Consider the following 14126-nt stretch of genomic DNA (forward strand, 5'->3'; position numbering starts at 1 on the left):
CTGAATCCTTACATATGATCAGCCATGTGGGCTATCTGGGAAATGCGAAATTGCTCACCGACAAATGTTAAAGAATCGGCTAAATGTTCACGCCAATATTGCCAAGTATGACTACCAGGATACTTGCGGAAGAGATGATAAATCTTGAATTGTTCTAGGACTTGAGAAAACTTTTTCGCCTCATCTATTTCTTCAGTATCGGAAATACCTGTATCTAAATAGATTCGTAATCTTTTTTGTGCTTGTGAAGGAATATCTTTGATATAGGTAATGGGACTGTTTTTCGGGCCGCTTTTATCTTGAAAATAACCACTATGACTAAATAAAATTGAGAAATTATTTAAGTTATGCAAACCGACATTGACTGCACCCCATCCCCCAGAAGATAATCCCCCTATTGCCCAAAAATCGGGATTAGGTAAGGTACGGTAGCGGGTTTGCACTACTTTGACTAGTTCATTGCCAACGGCGGTGGAAACTTTACCATTAGGGCCGTCTATATATTGGGGGTCCCAGTAGCGGCTAGAACCGCGCTTGTCGTTACCATCTGGAGTAATGACGATACTGGGAGGTAATTTACCTGTGGTGTACAGTTGTTCTAGAGTTTTGAGAGCGTGTCCCTTACCTTGATTAAACCAGTCTTGAGGTTCACCATGTCCACCGTGGAGCAGAAAAATTACTGGATAGCGTTGTTGTGGATTTTGTTCATAGCCTGGAGGTAAGGAAACGCCATAAGTGCGGCTTCCACCCATAGCTTGACTATCGTAAGTGGCAATTTTATAAGTGAGGGGAGTGGCTAAGATATCAGCACTCGGTTGTGGTGGTAGGATGGCTTGTTGTAGTGGCTTTTGAGCTATTGCACCTTGAGAATAATTGCAGCTAACTAGGGTGATGAGCGAAAAGAGTAAGAAAGTTTGCGATATTCTGTTATTCATAGTGGTGAAATTAAGAGTAAAGTCGCTGTGTTAACCAATCTGCGATCGCCTGATTAACTAAATCTGCACACTCAGCCATGACTAAATGTCCAGCATTGGCAAAATGTAAGTGAGTACCATTGACAAAGTGACTGGTTAATTCTTCTCCCATCTTGTGTGTAAATGTGGGATCTTGGCCGGCGGTAATGACTAAAGCCGGAATATGCAAATTTTTCGGTAAGGGATGACGGATAAAAAAGTTATAATCCCAAAATATTTCTAAACCTTTGTAAGCATGAACATCTGTGGGTGCTGGATTTTCGGCAAAAAACCTTTCCATCGCACTGTGACGATAAGAAGTTGAAAGGAATTTATTCAAAGCTTGCAAGTTGGCTAAGTGAAACATATATCTACCACCCCAAGCCATAAACTTCATCAAGGGAATTTCCCACCAAGGTGCTAAGTCGTGAGTTCCCCCAGCGATCGCAATGATTCCACTCACAGGATAATGTTGAAGAAACTCTAGTCCAATGGGAACTCCATAACTGTGACAGCACAATACAGGTGACTGAATCTCAAAACGGTGTAATAATCGCTGTAAATCTCGACAATGCCGCCCTATGGAGTAGCGAGAGTAAGAACTAGATTGACCATTACCTGCCAAATCATATGCCAGAATTTCCCAACTTTGAGTTTGCGCAAACTCATACTGCATTCTAAAATTAAACCGATTTCCCGTTCCGCCGTGAATAAACACCAATGGGGGATGGATACCTGGATTGTGGCAAACTTGTAAATCTACCCCTTGCCTTAGGTGGATTTTTTTACCAACTAGCACATCTTCGATATTATTAGTAGTTGAGCATGGAGCATCTGGCATAGAGCATTGGGAGTTAGTGCTTATCTTCCAAAGCTTACGCAAAACGTTTGTCAATGCTGTGTCAAGGTGATGGAAAGTTCAAGTCATTAGTCAATGGTCAATAGTCAATAGTCCAAAAAATTTTGATGGAAACAACTGACACCTGACAACTGACACGTGAAGGATAATTTTCTCAAATTTACTATGCTCAAAAAACTACAGTTTAGTTTTGGTTACTTGTTTAGCTTGCTCTTGCTGGCACTTTGTCTGTGGGCGATCGCTAGTGAATTGCGAGAGTATAATTATCGAGATGTTGTCAATTCATTAGCAGCTATTCCCAAAACGCGCTTAAGCTGGGCAGTGGGATTAACTACCATCGGCTATTTAGTCATGGTAGGGTATGATATTTTGGGATTTAGCTATGTTGGTCGTTCCCTATCTTGGAATAAGATTGCTTTAACTAACTTTATTAGTTGTGCCTTCAGTAATACCATTGGCTTTGCTTTGCTGACTGGCAGTGCTGTTCGTTATCGATTTTACATGAGATGGGGGGTATCTGTAGTAGCGATCGCCCAAATAATTGCCTTTGCTAATTTCACTTTTTGGCTGGGAATGTTTACCGTTGCTGGTTTAATTTTTCTCATCCATCCGTTGATCATTCCCACCCAATTAAATTTGCCATTTACCACAGTCAGACCTATCGGTATCATCTTTCTATTGCTAATTGCTATTTACATCTTAAGTAGCATTTTCATCAAACAACCATTAACTATTCGCTCTCACATATTGCGTTTTCCCACCTTCCCCATATCTTTAGCTCAAATTGCCGTTTCTAGTCTTGACTGGATTCTAGCTGCTAGCGTTCTTTATATCATAATTTCCAGTAATTTATCTTTGTCTTATTTCGATTTTTTAGGAATTTATTTATTAGCCATGTTTGCAGCAATTGTGAGTAATATTCCTGGTGGATTGGGTGTATTTGAAACTGTAATCTTATTGTTACTTACCTCTAAACTTTCTGCCGTAGTAATTCTTGGTTCACTTCTTGCTTATCGCGGCATATACTATTTTTTACCATTATTAATTTCAGCCTGTTTACTAGGTTTTTCCGAACTGAAGTACAGATGATTTCTCTATGTCATTAGCTTTTACTCCTCCTCCCACACAAAAAATTAATCATCAGCTTGCTAGCAATCTAGGTATAGAATTGTCTGTGCTGAGACTTGATTTAATGCACCCTTGGGTAAATGGGAATAAATGGTTCAAGCTTAAGTACAATCTTTTCGCAGCCAAAGAGAGAAATTACACAACTCTACTCACATTTGGTGGTGCATATTCTAATCACATATTCGCTACCGCCGCCGCAGGTAATCTTTTAGGATTTCGTACCATTGGCGTGATTCGTGGAGAAGAAAGACTACCATTAAATCCCACTTTGAGTTTTGCTGTGCAACAAGGTATGCAGCTTGTTTATCTGAATCGAGAAACTTATCGACAACGCCACACCTCTGCGCTACAAGCAGATTTACAACAACGTTTTGGACAAGTATTTATCATTCCCGAAGGTGGTAGTAATTTGGATGGTGTGCGCGGTTGTATGGAGATATTAAGTCAAGTAAATATGGAATTTAATCATGTTTGCTTGGCTTGTGGTACAGCCACCACACTCACAGGTATAACACTTACTCTCAACTCTAAACAGCGCTTGCTGGGGTTTCCTGTTTTAAAAAACGGAGAATTTCTCGTACACGATATTAACAACTTACTTAAAGAGTATCTTGCTTCTGGATTACCAAAACCTCGGAGTTCTCTTGCATCTTGGGAATTAGTTTGTCACTACCACTTTGGCGGTTATGCTAAAGTGAACGACGAGCTATTATTGTTCAGTCGAGAGTTTACTAAAACTTATGGGATACCCCTAGATTACTTGTACACAGCAAAGATGTTTTATGGGGTAATGGATTTACTACAGCAAGGATATTTTACCAGAGGCGATCGCTTACTATTAATCCACACCGGTGGTTTACAAGGTAATGCAGGTATGGAAGAACGATTACAGATTTGCCCGAAATCCTTGTAGAGACGTTGCATTGCAACGTCTCTACATTCATTTTCTTAGCTCTCACTACTCATTCCTCAAGCTGCGCCATTTTGCTAACCAGTTTAACAGTTCTGATTGATTAATCCGCCGTTTTCGTGCTTGTAACTTGAGGACTGTATCTAGTTCTGTGGGACTTTTACCAGTTTTTTCTGTCCAAATGTTGATTAGGGTTTGGTGTTCTAGTAGTATTTGTCCTAAACCTAGAGTTTTTTGCAGTTGCAGTTGTTCTTCTTTGCCAACGATGTCTACAACAAAATCGTTAGATTCGGCTTTGTGGAGAACTCCTGCTAATGCTTGGATATAGGCTGCGCTATTATCTATTGCTGGTGTGGTTAAAGCGATCGCTCTACCGAAACGACGGTTTTTTCCCCAAACTAATACTAATAGTAAAACACCTGCTTGCAAAAGTACAATTACGATAGGTGTTTTGGCTAAATAGCCAATTAAATCTCCTTCACCTGCATCTGTTTTGACATCCTCATCTTTATAGCCGTGGATGTATTCATCAACAAATAAAGTGTGACCTTTTTGCTTAACTAAACTAGCTAAATATTTAAAGTTATTTAAATTATCTTGGTAGGCATTGGCTGCTAAATAAGGTGTAGTAGCGAAAATCACCTTGCCTTGATCATACTTCTCTTCCCAGATTACAGCACCAAAGCGATCGCCTAACAAAACTTGTGGCTGCTGGACTTTTTGGTTGCGTCTTCTGGTGTCAATTTTAATGTCTCCCACAGGTGATGTTTGTCTGGTGTGAAACTCAGCCGCACTAACTCTGGCTTGCACGCCTAAAATCACCAGCGTATTGCCTGTTTTCACCCATTCTGATTCCTCTGACCATAACTTTGGTTCTCGCGGATAGTTATAGACTTGTAGAAGTGTTACTGGTGATTTTATCTGCTTAAGAGCAGTCAAGGGTTTTTGCCAGCGTTGCATGGTAGTTCCTTGCTTTTCCATAAAAGCATACCAAGCACCGTAACCATCGGCAGCACGGTTGTAAGTAGAACCTTTGTATATCTGTGTATTAGGGGCAGTAATAAAAGTTAGTATAATTACTACCACTAAAGCGATCGCCCCCAGCCAAGTCAGACGGTTTGAGCGTTTCATTTTTGCACTATTTCCTGGTAGGCTTGCCGACACTGTTGATAATTTTCGGGCAAAATCTCTCCATCACTAAAACACAATTGCTCGTGAATTGTCATCACAGTTTCGTAAGGTTGAATGGGAGTTGTCGAAGATTGCAATAGCTGCAAATATTCAGCATCAGTCCGACTGGATTTGTGGAGGATGGTTTTAGTATCATGCAAGTGCTGTAAAATTGCCAGATAAAGACAACGACAAGCTTCTCGGTAGTTACCCTGACGGTAAAGTTCTTGCGATCGTTCTAACCAACGTGTCACAGTTAAATCTTCAGCCAAAGTTTTTGTCCGGTAACTGGGAAAATTACCATTACCAGCTAGCCAAGAATAGATATAAGGACTGAAGACTACCCACAAGCGCCAAATTACTATAGCGAGAAATAACCCCAATAGCACCCAAGCTAAAAGGTGCAACAGATTAGCTAACCACGGGCTAATCTTCCCTAAAGGTGGCAAATCTGGCAACACTTTTTCCAATCGATATGACTGATATTCCAACCATTCTCCTACCTGTTGCTGTAACTGAGAGAACTGCCAACTCCAGCTACTGTTTTCAAAACTATCTGTAGACATAATCTTGTACTTTGCGTTTGGATGAAGTATGCAAATATAGTCCCCAGCCCATAAACCCTTTGCCTTAGCTCTCAGGGATCAATCTTAAGTTAATCACTTCTTGCTGACATCTACAGGCATTATAAGAATAGTAATTAATAAAGGTATAAAAGAGTAATTTTCCCATGACTATTTACTTTTATAAAGTTTGGCAGCCTTACGGCTGTTTTTCTAACTTTTCTCCCCACGGTATTGAAATTCAGGGATCTTACTGGTCAACGGTAGAACATTATTACCAAGCGCAAAAGTTTGTTGGTAGTATAGATGCAGTCACTATACCCTTAATTCGCGCTACTAAAACCCCGGAAGAAGCTGCTGCTTTAGGAAGATGTCATAGTCGTAGACTCCGCCCAGACTGGGAATTAGTCAAAACGAGAATCATGCGAGAAGCTGTACTGAAAAAATTTCTTACCCATAGTGATATCAGAGAAATTCTCTTAAGTACAGGTGATGAAGTTTTGGTAGAGAATTCACCGACAGATTACTTTTGGGGTTGTGGTGTAGATGAAACTGGACAAAATCATCTCGGTAAAATCCTCATGAGTGTGCGTGAAGAAATCCGCAATCTGGGTTTGTGGAAGCTAGTGTCGGGAGAATATGTTGAGCAGAGGAGTTAGGAGTTAGGAGATAGGGCAAAAGTAAATATTAAGGTAGGGGATGGCAAAATAGACATCTGGTGAAAATGAATGTAGAGACGTTGCACTGCAACGTCTCTACAAGGATTTCGGGCTTTCAACCCTGTTCCCTGTTTCCTGTTTCCTGTTTCCTGCTATAAATCTTGGTGATTTGCATAATTTTACCGAATGCAAATCAATTAGACAGGGATAAAATTAACGAGTTATTTATAAATTTTGTACTTAAGTTTGTTAAGTCTTAATAGTAGTTGTATGTAAAGATGCACAGCATCTAAGTGTACTAGATAATGACATTTACGGATCACCCTGATAGTTTTCCCTCAACATTTGCTCAAGACAGTTTATTACACCAGATTACAAATCATATTAGGCGATCGCTCGAACTATCAGATATACTCACAACCACAGTTACTGAAATCCGTTGTCTTTTGGCAACAGACAGAGTGGTAGTCTATCGCTTTGCTGCTGATGGTAGTGGCGAAGTCGTCGCCGAATCGATTCAAGAACAAAATCTTCCCTCTCTTTTGGGGTTGCACTTTCCTGCCGATGATATTCCATCAGAGTCCAGAGAAATGTTTTTGTCAATGGGGCAACGCTCTATCGTCGATGTGGCAAATGGGCAAATTGGCTTGTCACCGCTGCCATCAGTCAATACAGAAACATCTTTCCCATCTGAGAACATTGCTTATCGCCAGGTAGATCCGTGTCATTTGCAATATCTGCAAGCAATGGGTGTGCAGTCTTCTTTGGTAGTACCAATTTTACTGTGCAATCTCAACACCTCTTCAGATACACCTCAATTATGGGGACTATTGGTATCACACCACAGTCAACCGCGTACCATCTTGCCGCGAGAACTGAAATTAGTCCAGCAAATTACTGATCAAGTGGCAATTGCGATCGCTCAAAGCCATCTCCTCCAGGAAACTCGCGCCCAGCAACAGCAAGCAGAAATTATCAACCAAATCAGTCATCTCCTACACAGGCAACCGACTATTCAATTACAATCTGCCTTAGAAGCCACAATTACAGCTTTGGGTGGGATTGGTGGCAGACTTTATGTAAATATCGAACCTACTAAAGAAGTTTATCTCTGGGGTGAACAGCCAACTTTCCCTGGTGTTATCGAACAGCATCCTGTCTGGCAAAACTGGATGACTCAATGCCAACCCCATGATGTGTTGATCATTGCTGACATTTACTCAGAAGCGCGTCTGAGGGTTTTGGCTTCTGCTTTTCAATCAAGTCGTATTCGCGGAATGTTAGTCCTACCTCTACATTATCGTCAAAGCTTTATTGGCGTGATCACCATTTTTCGCCCAGAATTTGATACAGAAATTTTATGGGCTGGGAGGTGCGAGGAAAATCAACGGCAAAAGCTACCTCAGCTTTCTTTTGAGGTGTGGCGAGAACAAAAAAAAGGCCAAGTACCCCAATGGAGTTTAGCAGAAATTTCTCTGGCACAAGCTCTAGCAGCTGATTTTTCCATAGCGATTCAACAGCAAGATACAACTCAAAAACTACAAGCACTCAATACAGATTTAGAACGTCAAGTCAAGGAACAAACCGCCGAAATTGAAAAATCATTCCTAATTACGCAAGTCATCAAGCAAGTCAGTGAGCAAATCCGCAGTACTTTAGACTTAAAAATTATCCTGCAAACGATTGTGCGAGAAGTGCGGTTTCTGTTGAATGCAGATAGAACGCTGATTTACCAAATCACTGGTGACTCACAAGGAGAAGTTGTAGTCGAAGAAGTCAATGGCGATTGGCGTTCGGTTTTAGGTATAGCCATGCCCTTGGGGTGCTTTCCTGATGAGTCTGCCCGGCTATTTTTTCGAGGTAGAATCAGGGCAATTAATCATGTGTCAACGGATTCATTAAGCGCTTGTCATTATGAATTTTTGCAGAGTTTGCAAGTACAAGCTAACTTGATAGTTCCCATTAACATGGGTGAGCAACTGTGGGGTTTAGTCATTGCCCATCAATGTACAGCACCAAGAAATTGGCAGGATGTAGAAATTGACTTATTACAACAGCTAGCAAATCAGGCCGCGATCGCTATTCAACAAGCCCAACTCTACCAACAAAGTAGTCTAGCGGCAAATGAGGCCAAAGCAAAAGCCACAGAACTAGAACAAGCTTTACATCAACTCCAAGAAACCCAAACTAAATTGATTCACAACGAAAAAATGTCTAGTTTGGGACAGTTAGTTGCAGGTGTCGCTCACGAAATTAATAACCCAGTCAACTTTATCTATGGTAATCTGTGCCACGCTCATAATTATACCCAAGACATTTTACAACTTCTGGCACTGTATCAGACTTATTATCCTCACCCTGCTCAGGAAATTAGTCAAGCGATCGCAGCGATCGATTTAGATTTTTTAGTCCAAGACTTACCAAAAATTATCTCTTCCATGCAAATTGGCGCGGAACGCATTCGCTCTATCGTGCTTTCATTAAGAAATTTTTCCCGTCTAGATGAGGCTGAAAATAAGCCGATTGACATCCATGAAGGCATTGATAATACCTTATTAATTCTCCAACATCGCTTAAAAGCAAATCCTACATTTCCTGGCATTGAAGTAGTCAAAGATTATGGCAACATACCATTGATAGAATGCTATGCCGGGCAGATGAATCAAGTGTTCATGAATGTGCTTACCAATGCCATTGATGCTTTAGAAGAATCATTGCTAAATAGTCAAACAACTGACGAAAACCAACTGACAATTTCCTCTTTGCAAATTTACATTTCTACCAGACTTTCTCTCGATCAATCCCGTCTTTTGATTCGCATCGCTGACAACGGTTTAGGCATGACAGCAGAAGTCAAAAAGCGGATTTTTGACCCATTTTTCACAACTAAGTCGGTAGGCAAGGGAACAGGCTTGGGATTAGCCATTAGCTATCAAATTATTGCCGAAAAGCACGGCGGGATGATGGAATGTATTTCCGAAGTTGGTAAGGGTACAGAGTTCTGGATAGAAATCCCCATTAAACCTAATGAACCAGGAAAGTTGTACATAACTTCTGAACAATAAAGTAAAGTTTAGTTGCAATAAATTCCAGACTAATCTATGAAGTGTTAGTTTAATAAGTGAAGCTACAAAGCTTCCCTGGCAGATGTAACAGCTAGAGTGTAATGTAAGTAAGAGGTAAAGACGCTGTTTAATCTCATATCTGTCTCGCTAAACACCAGCAGCACCCAACGCGAAAGTTGATATTTCCTCAAATATCTCAAATTAGGGGGCAATGTAACATATTTTCATTAATGATTGGTTTTAATGAAATTGATTACATCCCTGAGCAGGAAGCACAATGAGAGGAAATCGTAGCAACTAGTAGATGTTTGGGTGTTGTTGTGTCTATGGTTATAAACTTAACCAGCTAAAGACTTCTTCAACGGTTAGCTCTAAGAGGATGTTTGAAAAGTCCCTAGCAATGTATCAAATATTTTCCGATCCCCCTAAATCCCCCTTAAAAAGCAGGGCTGTTTCATTCCCTAAAACAGGTAAAATAGCAAGAGTTGTGGGGAAAAAATATGGGTGCAGAGCTGATAGAACAATTAAAGCAAGTGGAAGATTTTAGAACGACTGATGGACGAAGACATCCACTGTGGCTAGTGTTGCTGTTTGTCATAATGGGAACAATGAATGGATATGTTGGGTATCGTGAGTGGGGAGATTTTGTTAAAAGGCATAGACGGGTATTAATAGAAAAATTTGGCATTCAAAAACATGGGGTTCCCTCATATTCAACAATTCGACGTGTAGTCATGGGAGTGAATTTTGATAAACTGACAGAAAAATTTAATGAATGGGCGAAAAATTATGTGGATTTAGAAGTATCAGAATGGTGTGCAGTAGATGGTAAAAGTATTAAGGGTACAGTGGAGAACTATAGTTCATCTCATCAGAATTTTGTGAGCATAGTATCAGTATTTGCTGGCAAGAAAGGGCTAGTTGTGGGGATGAAGAAATTTGATAACCAACTCAAAAGCGAAATACAAGTTGTCCAGGAGCTAGTCACAGCATTGGATATAGAAGATGTTATCTTGAGCTTTGATTCCTTACATTGCCAAAAAAAACTTGCAAAATAATTATTGAAGGTGGTAACGATTACGTTATTGCTGTGAAAGATAATCAACCAAAACTACATCGACATATTCAACAGATTGCCGCTACCAGAAAACCAACTTCTCGGATAATTGAGACAGAAAAGACTAGAGATAGATTAACAACTCGTACTGTCGAAGTTTTCCATGATGTCAATGGAATTGACCCAGAATGGACGGGAATACAATCTTTAATTAGGGTCGAAAGAATTGGCACAAGAAAGGATAAGAAATATCATGAGATTGTTTGTTATATTAGCAGCTTGATTTGTACAGCGAAGGAATTTGCCATCGGTATTCGCGGTCATTGGGGTATCGAAAATTGCCTCCATTGGGTGAAAGATGTTGTTTTCAAAGAAGATAATTCGACGATCCGTATGGGCAATGCTCCCGCAAATCTCTCCATATTGAGAGCAATCGCTCTCAATATACTTCGCCGAAATGGTCATACTTCCATCACAATTGCCCAAAGATTTATCTCTCATGATATTGACAAACTCCTTCACCTTGTGGAATGAAACAGCCCTGCTTTTTAAGGGGGGCTAGGCAGGGTGGTTTCATACAAACAGAGAAAAAACAAAACTTTGTTTCAAAGCCTCTCCCCCCGTGGGGGAGAGGTTTGGAGAGGGGTCAAAACTTCTGCTACAAAGCGACAAATCAAGATGTATGTATTTTTCTTTTTTCGTATGAAACCACCCTGCTTTTTAAGGGGGGCTAGGGGGGATCATCCAGTGCTTAAAATCACAGCCAATCACTTTTCAAACACCCTCTAATTCAACCTCTGTCAGAACAGGTAAGCGATCGCTATTTTTAAGTTCCTTAACTCGGCGATCTCTATCTACTACTAAAATGCTTTCATCTTCCGCATCAAGCAACCAACCCAACTCAGTACCATACTCAGCACAGTGTAGTAATTTGGCTAAGACTTGTTTATATTTCTGGTCAAGAGAGAGAATTTCCATAAACCAATCTGGATGGATTTCAAACCGGTTGGCAATGCGTCCTGATGGCAATCGAGGAATTCGCTCCCAACGAAATACGGCTATATCTGGAACAATTGCTAACCCACCAAAAACACAGCGTAGTTCTGGAAAAGCTTTAGCAATTTTTTGAGGTTTAGTAATTTGATTAATAGTTTCGCATAGCTCGATCTGAAGTTGGCTATGTTCGCCTTGAGACATAGGTTTTTGGATGATTTGTCCATGAATAAATTCAGAAGCAGGTTTTGTTTCTGGCAATTGCAAAAATTCCTCGATAGTTGTGGGTTGAATTGCTGCAATATTCATAGCTTTATGCCTTCTCAAACCCCTTTAAAAGTGGCAACGCTTGACGCACCGAGAAACATGGTGCGTAAACAGTGAACAGTGTTTATTAACTGGTAACTGTTAACTGTTAACTGATTTGTAACACAACCTACCTTAATATTTAGTTTATAAATAAGTTTTAAAACAGCGATTTTCAGTAGTGAAAGCGACAGGCGAGAATTCTGATTTTATCATCTAAGACTTCATAAACCAGACGATGTTCTTGATCGATTCGTCGTGACCAACAGCCAGATAGTTCGTATTTCAGTGCTTCAGGTTGTCCTGTGCCTTCAAATGGATTACGTTGTACTTCACGAATTAGTTTGATGATTTTTAACGCTTTTTTACGATCACTTTCGAGCCACCAAGCTAAGTCCTCAAAAGCATCTGCATCAAATTCCAAGTTTTTCACAGACTGCTTCCAAAGAAATTCCATCTAGACGTTTTCTAGCTGTAAGTAATCTTGCTTTCATGGCTGGACTACTCAACAGATAAGCAGTTTCTCTCTCAGCCATTATTTCTTGCCAAAGAGCAATGGGGACAACGACGGAAACTGTTTGCCCTTCTGAATCACAGATATATTGTAATGCGTCAGTCATAGCAGAAAATATAGCTTACTGGATTACTAATAATTGTAACTGCAAAAGCTTTTATGAGCTATTTGCGATCGCCTCCTCCAATACTCTTATCATCAAACTGATCGCTCTGCCACATTCCAAAAGCGATGCCTACGGCAGGCTGCGCCTACGCACCTCCCAACCTCTCACATCCTCAAACAGCGAACTGACAAGTCAGCGCTGGCGCTATCGCTCTCCCTCATCCCCACAAGCGATCGCCAAAGGTGGGCGTTTAGCCAACGTACTTCTCAAAACCATCAAAAAAGCGATACCTTCAATCAGCAAAGCGATCGCCGTTCGCGCAGCGTCTCCTTTAGGAGAAGGTGGGCGTTCCACCATCGCCCTTCCTTCGTTATCAAAAAGCGATAAACCACGCCCGATAATCAAGGTAAAAATATACGATCAAATGGTTGCTGGCGATAACGCCGATAAATATTAAAGTCTTTATCTAGAGTTGCAATAGCAGAGATGTTTAATCTTTCGGAAATAGCAATTAGCGATAGATCAGTAAAGTCTCCCGGTAGATCCTGATAAATTGTGTTAAGTTCCTGGATTCTTTGATAGTCTGATGGAAGTAAATGTTCACATAGCAATACTCCTAGCGATAAAGCAGATAAAAATTCGTTCTGTACTTTTGTATTTGGGGCAAGTAACCACATCACTTCTGTAACACAGGCAATTGTTGTGATGAGTTGACTGGTACAGGTACTAAAAAAGTTAATAACTTTTTGGTGATACTTGTCTTTACGATTATAGAAGGCAACAAGAATCCCCGTATCAATTAAGATTAGGGGATAATTATTCATGAGTTCTTGTTTGATGTCTTGCTTGAATTAGGTCAGAAATTGCTTTTTTACGGACATCTCTATCTGACAAATCACCTGATCCCTCTAGTAAAAATTTGGGATAACCACCCATTCTTTCTATTGCTGTTTTAGGTGGAGTTTCATAGTTGTTAACGGGTGTTTCTAAAGATGAGATAAATTGTAAAACCAGCGAAATTTGTTGATCACTAAGGTTAGCGATCGCTTCTAGTAGTTTTTGATGTGGGCTGGTGGAATACATACAGATTTATTTCTATTGTTACAATTGCCAGTCTAACAAATAATGTCAACTACTGACTATTTAAATGCTTCTATCCGATCTAAATAAACATTAATTAGCTTGTGATCGATAACTAAATCTTCAATTTGTGACCAAACACAGGCTAGCAATGAGTGAAAAGAACTTTTTCGCATATTTCCAAAGCGTAGATGCACTACTTTTGGTGGGAACAAATCAAGCATTAGTCGATCTGAAAAATCTGCATCTTTGGTAACAATGATCAAGCCATTTTCCTTTGCATAATGCCAGATGTGGGTATCACTAGGACTATCGCCTAATATTGAAACATGGATGATGGGAAGAGATGGAGTAAATTGGATTTTTGAAGGTAGATTTTCATCAAATAAAAATCCATTCATGCGAATTTTCTAACTTCGTAGTGATTTGCCATCAACTTTGCTGCAAATTGCATACAGGCATAAATATCTTCTCTTTCCAGAGAAGGATACTCTTCAAGGATTTCTTCGATGGAATCGCCTGCACCTAAAAATTCCATAATCGTTTGCACAGTAATTCGAGTGTTAGCAATAATAGGTCGTCCGTTACAAATATCTGGATGAATATTTATTCGACTTTGCATAAGAATTCTCTCTTCTTATTGAAAACACAAAAAAAATTGAGTAATTAATAATATTCTAATATTACACGATCGCCCTGCAACTCTTACCAACAATATGGGTATTAGCAGTAGCTTACGCCCTGGTATCAATTTAATTTTTTG

At 40.0% G+C, this 14126-nt stretch carries 15 protein-coding genes and 1 pseudogene; 6 read left to right on the forward strand and 10 right to left on the reverse strand.

Going from position 1 to position 14126, the window contains the following annotated elements:
* Positions 1–8: 8 nt before the first annotated feature.
* Together FD725_RS15795 and FD725_RS15800 are read right to left on the reverse strand one after the other, a co-directional pair.
* Positions 9–935 (reverse strand): esterase family protein, encoded by a 927-nt coding sequence (locus tag FD725_RS15795; RefSeq protein WP_179049005.1) that lies wholly within the window; start codon positions 933–935, stop codon positions 9–11.
* 10 nt (positions 936–945) lie between these two features.
* The gene (locus FD725_RS15800) at positions 946–1794 is read right to left on the reverse strand and encodes an alpha/beta fold hydrolase (protein WP_179049006.1); all 849 of its coding nucleotides are present in this window, start codon (positions 1792–1794) and stop codon (positions 946–948) included.
* A 183-nt stretch (positions 1795–1977) separates the two neighbouring features.
* Here FD725_RS15800 and FD725_RS15805 point away from each other — a divergent pair, with 183 nt between their 5' ends.
* Together FD725_RS15805 and FD725_RS15810 are read left to right on the forward strand one after the other, a co-directional pair.
* A complete protein-coding gene (locus tag FD725_RS15805) occupies positions 1978–2901 on the forward strand; it encodes a lysylphosphatidylglycerol synthase domain-containing protein (protein ID WP_179049007.1) in 924 nt (307 codons plus the stop codon).
* Positions 2902–2908: 7 nt separating this feature from the next.
* Positions 2909–3853 (forward strand): 1-aminocyclopropane-1-carboxylate deaminase/D-cysteine desulfhydrase, encoded by a 945-nt coding sequence (locus FD725_RS15810; protein WP_179049008.1) that lies wholly within the window; start codon positions 2909–2911, stop codon positions 3851–3853.
* Between the two features lie 45 nt (positions 3854–3898).
* Here FD725_RS15810 and FD725_RS15815 read toward each other — a convergent pair whose 3' ends face one another.
* Both FD725_RS15815 and FD725_RS15820 read right to left on the reverse strand, forming a co-directional pair.
* A complete protein-coding gene (locus FD725_RS15815) occupies positions 3899–4981 on the reverse strand; it encodes a DUF4350 domain-containing protein (RefSeq protein ID WP_179049009.1) in 1083 nt (360 codons plus the stop codon).
* Positions 4978–5586: a DUF4129 domain-containing protein gene (locus FD725_RS15820; RefSeq protein ID WP_179049010.1), complete on the reverse strand. Its 609-nt coding sequence runs from the start codon at positions 5584–5586 to the stop codon at positions 4978–4980. Before FD725_RS15820 ends, FD725_RS15815 begins: the two co-directional genes overlap by 4 nt.
* A gap of 164 nt (positions 5587–5750) precedes the next feature.
* On the opposite strand from FD725_RS15820, the gene FD725_RS15825 reads away from it, so the two are divergent.
* The 3 genes and pseudogenes from FD725_RS15825 to FD725_RS32525 all read left to right on the forward strand — a co-directional run bounded on the left by FD725_RS15825 (position 5751) and on the right by FD725_RS32525 (position 10898).
* Positions 5751–6242, forward strand: coding sequence for an NADAR family protein (locus FD725_RS15825; protein ID WP_179049011.1), 492 nt, complete (start codon positions 5751–5753; stop codon positions 6240–6242).
* Positions 6243–6547: 305 nt separating this feature from the next.
* On the forward strand, positions 6548–9307 hold the full coding sequence (locus tag FD725_RS15830; protein WP_179049012.1) for a GAF domain-containing protein: 2760 nt from the start codon (positions 6548–6550) through the stop codon (positions 9305–9307).
* Between the two features lie 500 nt (positions 9308–9807).
* A pseudogene (locus tag FD725_RS32525) lies at positions 9808–10898 on the forward strand (ISAs1 family transposase).
* 240 nt (positions 10899–11138) lie between these two features.
* Here the strand turns inward: FD725_RS32525 and FD725_RS15845 are convergent.
* Together FD725_RS15845 and FD725_RS15850 are read right to left on the reverse strand one after the other, a co-directional pair.
* Positions 11139–11666 carry a Uma2 family endonuclease gene (locus tag FD725_RS15845; RefSeq protein WP_179049013.1) on the reverse strand — a complete coding sequence of 176 codons (528 nt, stop codon included), beginning with the start codon at positions 11664–11666 and terminating at the stop codon, positions 11139–11141.
* Positions 11667–11838: 172 nt separating this feature from the next.
* Positions 11839–12120 carry a Txe/YoeB family addiction module toxin gene (locus FD725_RS15850; protein ID WP_179049014.1) on the reverse strand — a complete coding sequence of 94 codons (282 nt, stop codon included), beginning with the start codon at positions 12118–12120 and terminating at the stop codon, positions 11839–11841.
* Between the two features lie 98 nt (positions 12121–12218).
* Between FD725_RS15850 and FD725_RS15855 the strand changes: the two genes are divergently transcribed.
* Positions 12219–12740, forward strand: coding sequence for a hypothetical protein (locus FD725_RS15855; RefSeq protein ID WP_179049015.1), 522 nt, complete (start codon positions 12219–12221; stop codon positions 12738–12740).
* On the opposite strand, the gene FD725_RS15860 is transcribed toward FD725_RS15855, so the two are convergent.
* From FD725_RS15860 to FD725_RS15875, 4 genes are read right to left on the reverse strand one after another with little or no spacing between them, the layout of a single operon-like run.
* A complete protein-coding gene (locus tag FD725_RS15860; RefSeq protein ID WP_179049016.1) occupies positions 12685–13107 on the reverse strand; it encodes a type II toxin-antitoxin system VapC family toxin in 423 nt (140 codons plus the stop codon). The two genes, FD725_RS15855 and FD725_RS15860, sit on opposite strands and share 56 nt — an antisense overlap.
* Positions 13100–13366, reverse strand: a complete 267-nt coding sequence (locus FD725_RS15865; protein WP_256871628.1) for a hypothetical protein — start codon at positions 13364–13366, stop codon at positions 13100–13102. Before FD725_RS15865 ends, FD725_RS15860 begins: the two co-directional genes overlap by 8 nt.
* A 56-nt stretch (positions 13367–13422) precedes the next feature.
* Entirely contained in the window at positions 13423–13764 is a 342-nt protein-coding gene (locus tag FD725_RS15870) for a DUF5615 family PIN-like protein (RefSeq protein WP_179049017.1), read from the reverse strand.
* Positions 13761–13985 carry a DUF433 domain-containing protein gene (locus tag FD725_RS15875; protein WP_179049018.1) on the reverse strand — a complete coding sequence of 75 codons (225 nt, stop codon included), beginning with the start codon at positions 13983–13985 and terminating at the stop codon, positions 13761–13763. The genes FD725_RS15870 and FD725_RS15875 overlap by 4 nt, the downstream gene beginning before the upstream one ends.
* Between the last annotated feature and the right edge of the window lie 141 nt (positions 13986–14126).

Source organism: Nostoc sp. TCL26-01, assembly GCF_013393945.1.
Classification (GTDB): domain Bacteria; phylum Cyanobacteriota; class Cyanobacteriia; order Cyanobacteriales; family Nostocaceae; genus Trichormus.

Excerpts from the sequence above, each read along its gene's own strand:
- FD725_RS15795 (WP_179049005.1), bottom strand. The coding sequence starts at position 935 with ATGAATAACAGAATATCGCAAACTTTCTTACTCTTTTCGCTCATCACC.
- FD725_RS15800 (WP_179049006.1), bottom strand. The coding sequence starts at position 1,794 with ATGCCAGATGCTCCATGCTCAACTACTAATAATATCGAAGATGTGCTA.
- FD725_RS15805 (WP_179049007.1), top strand. The coding sequence starts at position 1,978 with ATGCTCAAAAAACTACAGTTTAGTTTTGGTTACTTGTTTAGCTTGCTC.
- FD725_RS15810 (WP_179049008.1), top strand. The coding sequence starts at position 2,909 with ATGTCATTAGCTTTTACTCCTCCTCCCACACAAAAAATTAATCATCAG.
- FD725_RS15815 (WP_179049009.1), bottom strand. The coding sequence starts at position 4,981 with ATGAAACGCTCAAACCGTCTGACTTGGCTGGGGGCGATCGCTTTAGTG.
- FD725_RS15820 (WP_179049010.1), bottom strand. The coding sequence starts at position 5,586 with ATGTCTACAGATAGTTTTGAAAACAGTAGCTGGAGTTGGCAGTTCTCT.
- FD725_RS15825 (WP_179049011.1), top strand. The coding sequence starts at position 5,751 with ATGACTATTTACTTTTATAAAGTTTGGCAGCCTTACGGCTGTTTTTCT.
- FD725_RS15830 (WP_179049012.1), top strand. The coding sequence starts at position 6,548 with ATGACATTTACGGATCACCCTGATAGTTTTCCCTCAACATTTGCTCAA.
- FD725_RS15845 (WP_179049013.1), bottom strand. The coding sequence starts at position 11,666 with ATGAATATTGCAGCAATTCAACCCACAACTATCGAGGAATTTTTGCAA.
- FD725_RS15850 (WP_179049014.1), bottom strand. The coding sequence starts at position 12,120 with ATGGAATTTCTTTGGAAGCAGTCTGTGAAAAACTTGGAATTTGATGCA.
- FD725_RS15855 (WP_179049015.1), top strand. The coding sequence starts at position 12,219 with ATGGGGACAACGACGGAAACTGTTTGCCCTTCTGAATCACAGATATAT.
- FD725_RS15860 (WP_179049016.1), bottom strand. The coding sequence starts at position 13,107 with ATGAATAATTATCCCCTAATCTTAATTGATACGGGGATTCTTGTTGCC.
- FD725_RS15865 (WP_256871628.1), bottom strand. The coding sequence starts at position 13,366 with ATGTATTCCACCAGCCCACATCAAAAACTACTAGAAGCGATCGCTAAC.
- FD725_RS15870 (WP_179049017.1), bottom strand. The coding sequence starts at position 13,764 with ATGAATGGATTTTTATTTGATGAAAATCTACCTTCAAAAATCCAATTT.
- FD725_RS15875 (WP_179049018.1), bottom strand. The coding sequence starts at position 13,985 with ATGCAAAGTCGAATAAATATTCATCCAGATATTTGTAACGGACGACCT.